We start from the raw sequence: 13,109 nt of genomic DNA, 5'->3' as shown, positions 1-13,109 counted from the left end.
CATCGAGCCGCGAAGCGAAACACGGCCAGGTCGCCACGTGGAGCCGTACGGGCGAACACCGCGCGGTCAGGGACGGTCGGCGAAGACGGCCTCGCCCGGTGTGCCGGTCGCGGCACGCACCTGCGCCAGCAGCCACGTTGCGGCGTCCACATCGATGACGGCCGCTGCGGCGAGTTCCGCGAAACCGGCCGGCGCGATCGGCAGCCGGGCGGCGGAGGCGACGAGGCCCTTCTCGTTGACCGTCCAGCGACCGGCCCGCCCGTGCAGGGCCTGCGCCATCACGCCGACCGCGCGGAACAGGCAGCCCGCGACGTAGACCCGGTCCTGCGGAACCTTGCGCGCGCCCACGATGGAGAACTCCGCCTCCCACAGCGCGGCGACCAGCGCGTCGCTCAGCGCGGCCGGGTAGTCGAGCGTCTGCTCCCGCAGCTCGGAGACCTCCCCGGTCGGGTCGGCGAGCACCCGGCACAGCGCGACCTCCCCCGCGTACGCGTGGCTGTAGAAACCCAGCGGGTGCCCTACCTGCCGTTCGACGGTGTACCGGCCCTCACGGCAGTCGGCCCACACCGCCCGCACCCGGTCGAGGTCACGGTAGATCCAGTCGACGGCCCGCCCGTCCACGGTAAGCCAGCCGCCACCGTCGACCCACGGCCCCCACTCTCCCGGCCGGTACACGTCGTGCGCGGTCGCCACCTGGACGGCCAGCGCTTGCAACGCGTCCACGTCGAGCGGACCGCGGTAATACAGCCCGAGGTCGGTGTCGCTGTCGGGCCGGTGTTCGCCGCGGGCCCGACTGCCGCCCAGCACGACGGCCACCACGCCCGGCACCGCCAGCAGCCGCTGCGCAAGATCCATTTCCACGGCAGGTCACGTTACCCCATCTGCCGGAACCGCCCGTCCACGGCGACGGCGGTCCGGGCAATCCGCGTACGCTCGCGGCGCTGCCGCATAACGTGGAGATACGCCCTGGTCACCCACCGGGCGAAACAGCACGAGAGGCCAGCGATGACGCCGAGCAGCGCGGTGCCCGACGCGGCTCCCCCGCGCCAGGCCCTGGTGCTGGGCACGCTGATCCTGGTCGCCGCGGTGGCCAACCTCAACCTGAGCGTGGCCAATGTGGCGCTGCCCGCGATCGGGCGCGCCTTCGACTCCTCGCAGACCATGCTCAACCTGGTCGCCGTCGGCTACTCGCTCGGCCTGGCCGCCTCGGTGCTCTACCTGGGCGCGTTCGGCGACCGGTACGGCCGCAAGCTGCTGCTCATCCTCGGCGTCAGCCTGTCCGTGCCCGCCTGCCTGCTGGCCTCGCACGCCACGTCGGACGTGATGCTGGTGTGCGCCCGCGTACTCGGCGGGCTCGCCGCCGGCATGGCCTACCCGACCACCCTGGCCCTGATCGCCGCCCTGTGGCGCGGCGGCCCGCGCATCCACGCGATCGCGCTGTGGTCGGGCATCGGCGGCGCGATCTCGGCGATGGGCCCGCTGCTGGCCGGAGCCGCCCTGCAACGCTACTGGTGGGGCTCGGTCTTCCTGCTCACCCTGCCGCTCGCGGTGGTCGCGCTGATCCTGGCGATCCGGTGCGTCCCGTCGCACGTCAACGAGTCCACCGAACCGGTCGACCACCTCGGCGGTGTGCTGTCCGTGGTGCTGGTGGGATCCCTGGTGCTGGCCGTCAACTTCGCGCCCTCCCCCGGAGTCGGCGCGACGGCGGCCGGGCTGGCGGTGGTCGCCGTCGCCGCGACGATCGCGTTCGTACTGCGCCAGCGCAGGGCCGCCAACCCGCTGTACGACCTGAGAATCGCGGCACGGCGCACGTTCTGGGTGGCGGCCGTGGCCGGCACCATCGTGTTCGGCTCGCTGATGGGGGCGATCTTCATCGGGCAGCAGTTCATGCAGAACGTGCTTGGCTACACCGCGCTGCAGGGCGGGGCGGCGATCCTGCCCTCGCCGCTGATGATGACACTGTTCGCGCCGTACTCGGCCAAGCTGGTCGAGCGCCGCGGCTCACGGTTCACGCTGCTGCTCGGCTACCTGTTCTGCCTGCTGGCGTTCCTCACCATGCTACTGCTGTGGCACGAGGGCGTCGCCTACTGGCGGGTGGGGCTGGCGTACGCACTGATCGGAGTCGGGATCGGGCTCGCCGGCACCCCGGCGTCGCGCTCGCTGACCGGCTCGGTGCCGGTGCGCCGGGTCGGCATGGCTTCGGGCACCGCCGACCTGCAGCGCGACCTCGGCGGGGCGATCATGCAGTCGCTGCTCGGCGCGCTGCTCACCTTTGGGTACACCAGGTCGATCGCCAAGCAGGTGCAGGAGACGCCGCAGCCGCAGGAGATCGCCCAGTCGGTCGTGTCCGAGCTGCAGAAGTCGTTTTCGAGCGCCGCCGACACCGCCCAGCGCTACCCGCATCACGCGCACGAGATCATCGAAGGCGCCCGCAACGCCTTCCTGGAGGGCGACCGCTGGGCGTACTCCGCCGCGATCATCGCCATCGGACTCGGCATGGCCCTGGTCGCCCGGTACTACCCCCGTCACGTCGAGGAGAGCCGACTGCTCACGTCCTACCAGGCCGAAGACGTGGCACCAGCCGGGACCGCGCCTTCGCCCGCCCGCGAGGCGAGCTGACGAAGGCGCGGCAGGACGCAGCCGGTTCAGGCGGTCGCGTGGAACTCGTGCACGACCTCGATCAGGCCGACAAGGTGCCGGTTGAACTCGGCGAGCTCCTCGGCGGGCACCCACAGTTCGAGGATGTCCCGCCCGCCGACCTGCTGCACCGGGTAGCGCTGCGCGAACTCCCGGTCCACCGCGAACCGGGTGACGTAGCCCGAGCCGCTGGCGGGCACGTTCCAGTCCCTGGCGATCATGATGGCGTACTGCTCGTTGAGCACCGGGTAGAAGATCGGCTGGTCCGGTAGGCGCGGCGGCCACGCCCGCCAGCCGGACTCCCGAACGAGGTCCAGCTCCTTCGGTCCGGTGGGCCGCCACAGGGTCAACGTCTCGGTCATCGCGCGCTCCTCTCGCAGCGGCGCGCACGTTACCGCCAGGCGGGGCGGCCCGGCCAGCGGTTTGCTCAGGCCGGCGGGCGCAGGTCGGTCACGTACGGACGGCTGTCCAGCCCGCGCGGCACGGCCGCGCCGCAGGGGCGTCAGGCGGTCGGGGCCGGGCCGGTCGAGGCGCGTACCACCAGCTCCGGCTCGAACAGCAGCTCGTCGTCGGGCACCTGCTCGGCGTCGATCTGGCTGAGCAGCAGCGCGACCGCGGCCTGCCCCATGGCGACGATCGGCTGGCGCACCGTGGTCAGCGGCGGGTCAGTGAACGCCATCAGCCCGGAGTCGTCGAAGCCGACCACGGACACGTCGGCGGGCACCTGCTTGCCGGCCCGGCGCACCGCCCGCATCGCGCCGATGGCCAGCACGTCACTGGCGCAGATCAGACCCGTCGCGCCCTCCGCGACCAGGCGCGCGGCGGCGGCGTGGCCCTCCTCCATGGTGAGCGCGCCGTGCGCGACCAGCTCGGCCGCGCCCTTGCGGGCGGCGCGGTAGGCGGCCAGCTTGCGGGCCGAGGGCACGTGGTCCGGCGGGCCGAGCACCAGCCCGATCCGTTCGTGGCCCAGCGCCGTCAGGTGGGCGTACGCCTGCTCGACCGCGTGCTCCTCGTCCGTGCACACCCGAGGGAAGGCCAGCCCGTCGGCGCTCGCGTTGATCAGCACCGTGGGCAGGCCGCGCTCGCTCAACCGCGCGTAGTGCTCGTGCGCGGCGCGGGTCTGCTGGTACAGGCCGCTGGCGAAGATCACGCCGGAGACGTTCTGCTCCAGCAGGATGGTGATGTACTCCGACTCGGCCACCCCGTCGACGGTCCGCGCGCACAGCACCGGGGTGAACCCCTTCTTGGCCAGTGCACCCGCCATGACCTCGGCGAACCCGGGAAAGATGGGGTTCTGCATCTCGGGCAGCACGATGCCGACCAGCCTGGCGCGCTCCCCGCGCAGCTTGGTCGGCCGCTCGTACCCGAGCACGTCGAGCGCCGACAGCACGGCCGCCCGAGTCGCCTCGGAGATGCCCGGCTTGTTGTTGAGCACCCGCGACACGGTGGCTTCGCTGACTCCGACATGTTGGGCCACTTCGGCCAGCCTCCGCGCCATCGCGCAAGTGTAGAACACTCGGGTGCAAGCCACTTGCAGAAATCTCCCTGCGTTGATCATGAACCTATGGCACGGGTCGGCGGCGTGTCGGCGGCACAACTTCATGATCGATCCATGGAGCGAGCGGCCCGGCCGAACCGCAGATCCGCAGGTCCGCTCTACGGCGCGGTGGGGAAGGGCACCTTCTACAACACATAGCGATGTGAAGGTGCCCTTCCTTTCATTTGAGGAAGGGGCCGCAGTAGGTGGGGGTTAGGGGCGTGGCGGTGAGGGTGAAGGTGACGGCGTCGGGGCAGTGGAAGAGAGGTTGGGCGCCGATGGCTTCGGCGGTGAGGGTGGAGAGGGTCAGGGAGCCGGCGGACTGGATCTGGAGGAGGTGGGTGCCGGTGGTGTGCACGCGCAGGTCGGTGATGGTCACGTTGGTGACGGAGGAACCGAGGACCTGGAGTGCGGCGTGCGTGCTGTCGAGCAGGTCGTTGTCGGTGACCAGGACCTCGCCGGTGAGCGGGGCGTCCTTGGCGTAGAACCAGAGCGCGCCGATCGGGGTGGCCAGGAACGGGTGGTCGGCCCCGGCGCGCAGCGTGGTGTTGCCCTCGATCCGGGTGACCCCGCGCAGCAGGGTCGCGGAGAAGCGGTTGCCGACGTGGATGCCGCCGCCCTCGACCTGGATGTCGGCGACGACGTTCGCGCGGACCGTGTTGTCGTGGCCGCCGTACATCGCGATGCCGTTGGCCAGCATCGGCAGTTGCACGGTGTTGCGTTCGACGGTGACCTGCCGGTCCGCGCCGTACTCGCCGTCGAAGCCGTCGGGCCCGGCCTCCGACCACAGCGCGATGCCGTCGTCGCCGGTGTTGCGCACCAGGTTGTCGCTGATCACGGTGTTGCTGACGCCCTGGTGCAGGTTGATGCCGTCCGCGGTGACGTCCATGATCCGGCATCCGGTGATGCGCAGCCCGTCGAACGGGCCGTCCAGCCACATGCCGACCTTGACGTGCTGGATCCACAGGCGCTCCAGCACCGAGCCGCCGCCGAGCGCACCGCCGACCCCGGCCAGCGCCGCCCGGTCGTCGCGCTCGTCCACCTCGCCGATGATCGCCAGGTCGGTCACGTGCACCTGCTGGGAGGGCTTCGGGACGGGGTTGCCGTAGACGCCGACGCCCTTGCCGCGCAGCTCGGTGTGCCACATGCCCGCGCCCTGCACGGTGACGCCGTCGACCGGCAGGTGCTGCCCGACCGCGTACCGGCCCGCGGGCACGTAGAGCACCTTGCGCTGGGCACGGGCCGCCGCGATCGCCTTGATGAACGCCTCGCCGGCGGGCTGCGCGCCGCTCGGGTCGGCCGCGAAGTCGGCCACCGACAGGGCACCGGCGGGCTGCGGCAGCGGATCCGCGACCTGCTCGAACTCGACCAGGTCGAGGGTGGTCGGCAGCCCGCCGGCGCGCAGCGTGACCGTCGCGCCGGCGGGCAGGTCGGTGCCGAGCAGGGTGCGGGCGCTGTCGTACAGGTGGCGCTCGCCGCCCTGCGCCGGGGTGTTCGTGAACGGGAAGCCGCCGTAGAACCAGCTGTAGCGCGAGGTCAGCGCGAGCGCGGGCAGGGTCACGCCGCCCGCCTCCATGGCGAGCGAGGTGTCCTGGCCCCTGCCGTCCGCACTGTCGGGGATCGAGAAGCGCACGTTGACCGCGTTCGCCGGGGCGGCCAGGGTGACCGTCAGCCGCTGTCCGGGCTGGAGTGTCACCGCCATCCGGCCGGAGGCCTCCCCCGCGAGCGTCCCGTGGCGGCGGTCCGGCCCGATGACGGCGCCGTCGGTGCGCACGTGCTCCGCCTCGTACGCCCGCCAGGGCAGCGACGCCCCACGACCGGTGATGTCGCCGACGGTCGCCAGCCTCGGCGGCGCGGGCGCGGGCTTGTCCTCCCGCGGCCAGGCGACCGCCACGGCGGCACCGGCCACCGCGACCACTGCCACGACCAGCGAAATCAACACTTTGCGGGACATCGGCGACTCCTGGAAGTAGGTGCGCTCGCCGTGGCCGCCCACCGCCGGACCGCCCGAGATCGCCGGACTTGCCTGGCACCTGTGCGTATCTTGAAGGCGCTTTCGCCCGGTTGCCAGGCAAGTCCGGCGATCATGACGAGCGTCGCGGCCCACGGGGGAAGGCGGGGCCGCGGGGCGAATGGTGGGCGGGCTTGGAGGAAGGACCCGCGGCGGCGGTCCGCTCAACCGCCGCCGCGGGTGGTCTGTCAGACGGTGCGCAGCCAGGCCGAGGCGTCGGCGGGCAGGCGACCGTCGGTCAGGTCGATGCTGGTCAGCATCACCGCGGTGTGCGGGGGCAGGTCGACCGGCTCGGCGGACAGGTTCACCACGCAGGTGAAGCCGCCGGGCCGGGTGAACGCCACCACCGCCTCCGGGGTGTCCAGCCAAGTCATCGGGCCGTCGCCGAGCCCTGCCTCGCTGCCCCGGATGGCCAGCGCGGCCTGGTAGAGGCGCAGCATCGAGCCGGGGTCGGCCTGCTGGGCCTCGACGGTCAGGTGCGCCCAGTCGGGCTGCGGCAGCCAGGCGGGTGCGCCGCCTTCAGGGCTGAAACCGTGCGAGGCGCCCGTCGACGACCAGGGCAGCGGCACCCGGCAGCCGTCGCGGCCCGGGTCGGTGCCGCCGGAACGGTGGTAGATCGGGTCCTGGCGGGTGTCATCGGGCAGCCGCTCGACGTCGGGCAGGCCCAGCTCCTCACCCTGGTACACGTACACCGAGCCGGGCAGGGCCAGGGTCAGCAGCGCCGCCGCGCGGGCCCGGCGCAGGCCGAGCGTCGCGTCGGTGGGCATGAGGTGGCGGGCCTGGCGCAGCGCGTGCTCGAAGCCGGTGTCGGTGCGGCCGTAGCGGGTCACCGTACGCGTGACGTCGTGGTTGGCCAGCACCCAGCTGCTCGGCGCGCCGACCGGGGCGTGCGAGGCCAGCGTCGCGTCCACGCAGTGGCGCAGCGACTTGGCGTCCCACGGGCAGCCCAGGAAGTGGAAGTTGAACGCGGCGTGCATCTCGTCGGGTCGCAGGTACAGCGCGAACCGGTCGATGTCGGCGAGCAGCACCTCGCCGATGAGGGCCCGCGGCTGCTCGTACGAGTCGGCGATGACCCGCCACGAGCGGTAGATGTCGTGGATGGCGTCGCGGTCCTCGAACGGGTGCGGGGTCGGCGGCGCGGCCGGGTCGAAGTCGGCCAGCGTCGGGTCCTTGACGCACAGCGCGGCGGAGTCGATGCGGATGCCGTCGATGCCGCGGTCGAACCAGAACCGCAGGATGTCCTCGAACTCCGCCCGGACCAGCGGGTTCTCCCAGTTCAGGTCGGGCTGCTCGGGGGCGAACAGGTGCAGGTACCACTCGCCGTCGGCGACGCGGGTCCAGGCGGGGCCGTTGAAGATGGAGCTCCAGTCGTTGGGCGGCAGCTCGCCGTGCTCGCCCCGACCGGCCCGGAACCAGAACAGGTCCCGGGCCGGCGAGCCCGGCCCCTCGGCCAGCGCGCGCTGGAACCACGCGTGGGCGTCGGAGCAGTGGTTCGGCACGATGTCGATGATGATGCGGATGTCGCGCTCGTGCGCCTCCGCGATCAGCAGCTCCGCCTCTTCGAGGGTGCCGAAGGACGGGTCGATGTCGCGGTAGTCGGCCACGTCGTAGCCGGCGTCCGCCATCGGCGACGGGTACCAGGGGCTGAACCAGATGGCGTTGATGCCGAGGGAGTGCAGGTACCCGAGCTTGGCGCGGATACCCGCCAGGTCGCCCACGCCGTCGCCGTTCGCGTCGGCGAAGGAGCGCGGGTAGACCTGGTAGATGGCGGCGTGGTGCCACCAGTCACGGGTGTCGTTGTGGAACACGGGTACCTGCCTTCAGTGATTCGCAGTGGGTCCGGTCAGAAACCGCTGTTGCCGGGGCCGCGGTTGAGCGTGTAGCCCAGACGGTTGATCAACCCGCCGCTCGCGGCGCCGGAGACGGTGACGTACGTGACGTACGCGCTGCCCGCGGCGTTGAGCTCGATCCCGTACGTCCCGGCGCCGTTGACGGTGACGTGGTCGAGCGTGAGGTTGGTGATGTTGCGCTGGAAGCTGAGCAGGATGCCCTGGTACGTGGAATCGATGATGTCGACGTCCTTGACCAGGACCGGGGCCGTGATGTCGGTGGCCTCCGCGTAGATCCACAGGCCGCCCAGCGACGAGTTCCAGTTGCGCTCGAAGCTGGACGTGCGAGTCAGCGTGTTGCGCTGCACCGAGGTGGTGTTGCTGAACGGCTGCGCCCCGTGCCAGGTGCTGATGGCGATGCCGGACCCGGCGTACACCGAGTCGCTGATCAGGTTGTCCTCGATGCGGTTGCCGTTGCCGCCGTAGATCGCCGCACCGTTGGCCAGCATCGGCAGCGCCACCGTGTTGAAGGTGAACGCGCTGTTCGTGACGGGCGCCGAGTTGGACCACATGGCCAGCGCGTCGTCGCCGGTGTTGCGCAGCGTGCTCTGGTCGACGCGCACGTTGGTCGCGCCGCCGTTGACGTTCACGCCGTCGGCGAAGATGTTGCGCATCCGGGTGCCGACGACGTACAGGCCGTTGGTGCCGGTGGACGGCCACATGCCGACCTTGGTGTGCTCCAGCCAGACGTTGCTGACCAGCGAGCCGGTGCCGAAGTTGCCCTCGATGCCCGCGTCGAACGCGCTGTCGTCGCGGTAGCGCACGTCGCCGGACAGGGTGAAGTCGGCCAGCCGCACGTTGGACCCGGTGGCGAAGAAGCCGCCCTTGCCGTTCGTGCCCTTGATGACGGTGTGCCACACGCCCGCGCCGCGCAGGGAGACGTTCTGGATGTTGAGCCGCGCGTTCGTGACGAACGTGCCGGCCGGCACCCACAGGCCCTTGCCCTGGCTCTGCGCCGCGGAGATCGCGCTGTTGAACGCGTTGGTGTCGTCACCGGCGTCGTTGGCGACCGCGCCGTACGAGGTCACCGACAGGAAGTCGGCCGGGGCGGACAGGGCCGCCGGGGCGACCTCGGCCTCGATCAGGTCGATCGTGTAGTACGCCGCCGACGAGGACGCGTCCTTCTGCAGCTTGATGACCGTGCCCGCCGGGTAGGTGGTGCCCAGCAGCACCCGCACGTCGTCGAAGAACCGGTGCGGCTCGCCGCCCGCCGGGTTGTTGTTGTACGGGTACGCCCCGTACACCCAGCTGTAGGTCGAGCTGAGGCTGACGTCCTGGATCTTCGTGCTGCCCGCGTACAGCGCCAGCGGGTTGGTGTTGCCCGTGCCCGCCGCGTTGTCCGGGATCGAGTAGCGGATCACGAACGCGTTCGCCGGCTTGCTCAGCGTGACCTGCACGTACTGGCCGGTCGAGGACAGCTTCACGGCCCGGCGGCCGGACGCCTCCGACGGCTCGGTCAGGTAGGCCCGGTTCGGCCCGATCAGCGCCGCGTTGGTGCTGCCCGACTCCGCCTCGTAGACGGTGTACGGCAGGGTCGCGCCGCGTGTGGCCAGCGCCGTGCCGCTGCCGACGGTGACGTTGTCCAGCAGCACGTTGCCGGAGTCGCCCGAGTCGTACTGGTAGCCGATGATGTTCAGCCCGGCGCGCAGCGTGATGCTCTGCGCGGCGTTGAGCCAGCCCGCACCGGCGGGCAGCGAGAGCCGGCCGGTCTTGAGACCGTTGACATGCACGGACACGGTGCGAGCCGCGCCGTTGGTGTTGGTGTAGCGCAGTGTCACCGTGGTCGCCCCCGCCGCGGTGGCGTTGACGGTCCGGATCACGCGCGCGCCGGCCGTGGTCAGGCCGGTCACGTAGCCGCTTCCGGTGTAACCGCCGGTGCTGGTCGCGGTCGACGCGCCACCGGAGGTGAACCCGGTCTCCAGCTCGTAGCTCACGCCCGTGGGCGGCGGGGTCGGGCTGGTGCTCGGGGTCGGGCTCGGGCTGCTCGGCGGGGTCGTCCCGGACACGCTGATGTTGTCCAGGTTGATGTTGCCCGAGTCGGTGCTGTCGAACTTGATCGCGACCGTGTTGTTGCCCGCGTTGAGCGTCACGGCCTCGGCGATCGTGCCCCAGGTGTCCCAGTTGGCGGTGGCCGGGAGATTGATCTGGCGCAGCTTGCCGCCGTTGACGTACAGCGACAGCGTCATGTTCGCGCCGGTGCCGTTGGCGTAGCGCACGGTCACCGTGGCGGTGCCCGCGCTCGCGGTGTTCACAGTGAACGACGTGTTCGCGTTGCCCTTGTTGCCGTCGGTGTAGCCGCCCACGAAACCGGAACCGGTGAAGCCGGGGTGGTCCGTGGCGACCGTCGTGCCGCCGGACAGCGAGGCGGACTCGGCCTCGTACTGGCCCGCGGGCGGGGCCGCGATGTCGGCGACGGTCAGGCTGTCCAGGTTGACGTTGCCGGAGTCGGCCGTGTCGAACTTGTACGACACCGTGCTGTTGCCGTTGGCCAGGGACACGGTCTCGACCTGGGTGCCCCAGGTGTCCCAGTTGGCGGTGGCGTTGAGGCTGATCTGCTTGATCTTCGTGCCGTTGACGTACAGCGACAGCGTCTTGGTGGCCGTGGTGCCGTTGGCGTAGCGCATGGTCAGCGTGCGGTTGGCCGTCCCGGACACGTTCACCGTGAACGTCAGGTTGGCGTTGCCCTTGTTCGTGTCGGTGTAGCCGCCCACGAAACCGGAACCGGTGTAGCCGGTGTGGTCGGTGGCGACCACGGTCCCGCCGGACCGCGCGGCCGACTCGGCCTGGTACGTCGTGGTCGCGGCGGACGCGGGCAGGGCCGTGAGCAGGCCTGCGCCGAGGGTGAGCACGGTCGCGGCGAGCGCGGCCAGCAGGGTGCGAGCGGGGATGCGTGGAGCGGTGCGATGGTGCAGCGTCATTGCGTACTCCCTTCACTTGCGTGGGTGTGTCCCCCGTGGCGGTGGAACCCGGCCGCCTGCCTCGCGCGATGGCGGGCGGGCCGTGTTCCGGGCAGCACCGACCGGCCCCCGGGCATGGGAACCGGGCGGCGATGCGTGAGCGGATCTCTGATCCGGCCGCCACCGGGCGGGGCGGCCGGAAATCTGGGTGCGGCCTACCCCTTGAGGGCTCCCGCGGACAGGCCGTTGAGGATGCTGCGCTGGAAGATCATGAACAGGACCACCATCGGGATGCTGGCGATGGCGAGGCCCGCGAACATCTCGTTGTTGGTCACCCGCCCGGTCTCGGCCAGCCGGCTCAGCGCCACGCTGATGGTCTGACCCTCCGGGTCCTGCAGCACCAGCAGCGGCCAGATGAAGTCCTTCCAGGAACCGATGATCGCGAAGATGGAGACCACCGCCAGCACCGGCCGCGACAGCGGCAGGATGATGTGCCAGAGCAGACGGAACCTGCCCGCGCCGTCGATGCCCGCCGAGTCCAGCAGATCGTTGGGGATCTGGTCGAAGAACCGCTTGAGCACGTAGATGTTGAACGCGTTGGCCGCGCCCGGCAGCCACAGCGCCCACGGGGTGTTCAGCAGGTTGACCCCGAAGATCGGCACCTCGGCCACGGTCAGGTAGGCGGGCACCAGCAGCGCCGCGGCCGGCAGCATCAGGCTGGCCAGCATGCCGCCCAGCACCACGTTGCCGAGCACCGGCCGCAACTTCGACAGGGCGTACGCGGCGGCGACGTCGACGATCAGCTGGATGAGCCAGCCGCCGAGCGCGTAGAACGCCGTGTTGACCATGTAGCGCCCGATCTCGAGCCGGTTCCACGCGTCGAGGTAGGTCTCCGGGTGCCACTCGGTCGGCAGGATGGTCGGCGGCGTCTGGGCCAGCTCGATCGGCGTCTTGAAAGCGCCGATGACCATCCAGTACAGCGGGCCGATGAACATCAGCACGAAGGCCACCGCCATCGCGCCCAGCACCAGCCGGTAGATCAGGCGGCCGTGGCCGCGGCGCAGGTCGGCCTCCGAGATCAGGGATCGCGTCATCGAGCTCATCTGGGATCCTCCTCAGTCGGCCTTGCGGGTGAGCCGCAGGTAGAGGGCCGAGAACGCACCGAGCACGATGAACAGCAGCACGCTCATCGCCGCGGCCATGCCGAAGTCGTTGTTGACGGTGAACGCGTACCGGTAGATGAGGATCATCACCGTGATCGTCTCGGGGTTGGTGGCGCCGGTGAGCTGATAGGGCTCGATGAAGACCTGCATCGTGGCCACGATCTGCAGCAGCAGCAAGACCAGCATGATGAAGCGCATCTGCGGGATGGTCACGTGCCTGATGCGCTGCCAGACCGACGCGCCGTCGAGTTCGGCGGCCTCATACAGCTCACCGGGGATGCCGGCCAGGCCGGCCAGGTACATGATGGTCGCGCCGCCCATGTTGGCCCAGGTCGAGACCAGTACCAGCGAGATCATCGCCATCTTCGGCGACTGCGTCCAGTCGGAGGTGGGCAGGCCCACGCCGGACAGGATCGCGTTGAACAGGCCCGTGCCGGGGTCGTAGAAGTACTGCCACAGCAGCACGCTGACGATCGGCGGCAGCATCACCGGCAGGTACACCGCGAACCGGAAGAAGCCCTTGGCGTGGCGGAACTCGTTGATGACCAGCGCCAGCACGAACGGCACCGCGAACCCGAACAGCAGCGCCAGGCCGGTGAACTCCAGTGTGTTCAGCCATGCGGTGGCGAACAGCGGGTCGTCGAGCACCGCCTGGTAGTTGTCGAACCCGACCCAGATCGGGTCGGTGACGAAGTTGTCCTGCTGGAAGCTGAGGATGATGCCCTTGACCAGCGGCCACCAGGAGAACAGGCCGAAGCAGAGCAGACCTGCCGCCAGGAAGATGTACGCCTGTACGTTGTCGCCGATCTTACGACGCAGCCTCGCCATGCGGGCCGAGCCCGGCCCCCCTGGCCCGCCGTCGCGCCCCGTCCCCCGTGTCACCGCTGCCGTGGTCTCCGGCGCGATCACCGTCATCGTCGTGCTTCCTCTCCTGCTGTGCTGAACCCGGTGTGCCTGGTCGGCAGGTGGGTCCCG

Annotated in this window: 9 protein-coding genes; 1 reads left to right on the top strand and 8 read right to left on the bottom strand. The window is 70.7% G+C overall.

Features of this window, described 5'->3' with window-relative positions; genetic code table 11:
• Window positions 1-66: 66 nt before the first annotated feature.
• Window positions 67-855 carry a nucleotidyltransferase domain-containing protein gene (locus F9C41_RS10195; RefSeq protein ID WP_155386906.1) on the bottom strand — a complete coding sequence of 263 codons (789 nt, stop codon included), beginning with the start codon at window positions 853-855 and terminating at the stop codon, window positions 67-69.
• Window positions 856-1,005: 150 nt separating this feature from the next.
• Between F9C41_RS10195 and F9C41_RS10190 the strand changes: the two genes are divergently transcribed.
• Complete coding sequence (locus F9C41_RS10190) at window positions 1,006-2,619, top strand: MFS transporter (RefSeq protein WP_155386455.1); 1,614 nt, start codon at window positions 1,006-1,008, stop codon at window positions 2,617-2,619.
• Between the two features lie 26 nt (window positions 2,620-2,645).
• On the opposite strand, the gene F9C41_RS10185 is transcribed toward F9C41_RS10190, so the two are convergent.
• The 7 genes from F9C41_RS10185 to F9C41_RS10155 form a co-directional block, all read right to left on the bottom strand.
• A complete protein-coding gene (locus F9C41_RS10185; RefSeq protein WP_155386454.1) occupies window positions 2,646-2,999 on the bottom strand; it encodes an ADP-ribosylation/crystallin J1 in 354 nt (117 codons plus the stop codon).
• A gap of 140 nt (window positions 3,000-3,139) precedes the next feature.
• Window positions 3,140-4,135: a LacI family DNA-binding transcriptional regulator gene (locus tag F9C41_RS10180; protein WP_155386453.1), complete on the bottom strand. Its 996-nt coding sequence runs from the start codon at window positions 4,133-4,135 to the stop codon at window positions 3,140-3,142.
• A 220-nt stretch (window positions 4,136-4,355) separates the two neighbouring features.
• On the bottom strand, window positions 4,356-6,128 hold the full coding sequence (locus tag F9C41_RS10175) for a glycosyl hydrolase family 28-related protein (protein WP_155386452.1): 1,773 nt from the start codon (window positions 6,126-6,128) through the stop codon (window positions 4,356-4,358).
• A gap of 245 nt (window positions 6,129-6,373) precedes the next feature.
• Entirely contained in the window at window positions 6,374-7,993 is a 1,620-nt protein-coding gene (locus F9C41_RS10170) for a glycoside hydrolase family 13 protein (RefSeq protein ID WP_155386451.1), read from the bottom strand.
• A 35-nt stretch (window positions 7,994-8,028) separates the two neighbouring features.
• Entirely contained in the window at window positions 8,029-10,992 is a 2,964-nt protein-coding gene (locus tag F9C41_RS10165) for a carbohydrate-binding protein (protein ID WP_155386450.1), read from the bottom strand.
• A 194-nt stretch (window positions 10,993-11,186) separates the two neighbouring features.
• Window positions 11,187-12,074: a carbohydrate ABC transporter permease gene (locus tag F9C41_RS10160; protein ID WP_155386449.1), complete on the bottom strand. Its 888-nt coding sequence runs from the start codon at window positions 12,072-12,074 to the stop codon at window positions 11,187-11,189.
• Window positions 12,075-12,086: 12 nt separating this feature from the next.
• The gene (locus tag F9C41_RS10155; RefSeq protein ID WP_155386448.1) at window positions 12,087-13,049 is read right to left on the bottom strand and encodes a carbohydrate ABC transporter permease; all 963 of its coding nucleotides are present in this window, start codon (window positions 13,047-13,049) and stop codon (window positions 12,087-12,089) included.
• Window positions 13,050-13,109 lie beyond the last annotated feature (60 nt).

The sequence above is a fragment of the Catellatospora paridis genome, assembly GCF_009720365.1.
GTDB lineage: Bacteria > Actinomycetota > Actinomycetes > Mycobacteriales > Micromonosporaceae > Catellatospora > Catellatospora paridis.
This window is presented reverse-complemented; position numbering and strand designations above follow the sequence as displayed.

Bases quoted from the DNA above. Each gene is read 5' to 3' on its own strand.
- F9C41_RS10195 (WP_155386906.1), bottom strand. From the start codon at position 855: ATGGATCTTGCGCAGCGGCTGCTGGCGGTGCCGGGCGTGGTGGCCGTC.
- F9C41_RS10190 (WP_155386455.1), top strand. From the start codon at position 1,006: ATGACGCCGAGCAGCGCGGTGCCCGACGCGGCTCCCCCGCGCCAGGCC.
- F9C41_RS10185 (WP_155386454.1), bottom strand. From the start codon at position 2,999: ATGACCGAGACGTTGACCCTGTGGCGGCCCACCGGACCGAAGGAGCTG.
- F9C41_RS10180 (WP_155386453.1), bottom strand. From the start codon at position 4,135: ATGGCGCGGAGGCTGGCCGAAGTGGCCCAACATGTCGGAGTCAGCGAA.
- F9C41_RS10175 (WP_155386452.1), bottom strand. From the start codon at position 6,128: ATGTCCCGCAAAGTGTTGATTTCGCTGGTCGTGGCAGTGGTCGCGGTG.
- F9C41_RS10165 (WP_155386450.1), bottom strand. From the start codon at position 10,992: ATGACGCTGCACCATCGCACCGCTCCACGCATCCCCGCTCGCACCCTG.
- F9C41_RS10160 (WP_155386449.1), bottom strand. From the start codon at position 12,074: ATGAGCTCGATGACGCGATCCCTGATCTCGGAGGCCGACCTGCGCCGC.
- F9C41_RS10155 (WP_155386448.1), bottom strand. From the start codon at position 13,049: ATGACGGTGATCGCGCCGGAGACCACGGCAGCGGTGACACGGGGGACG.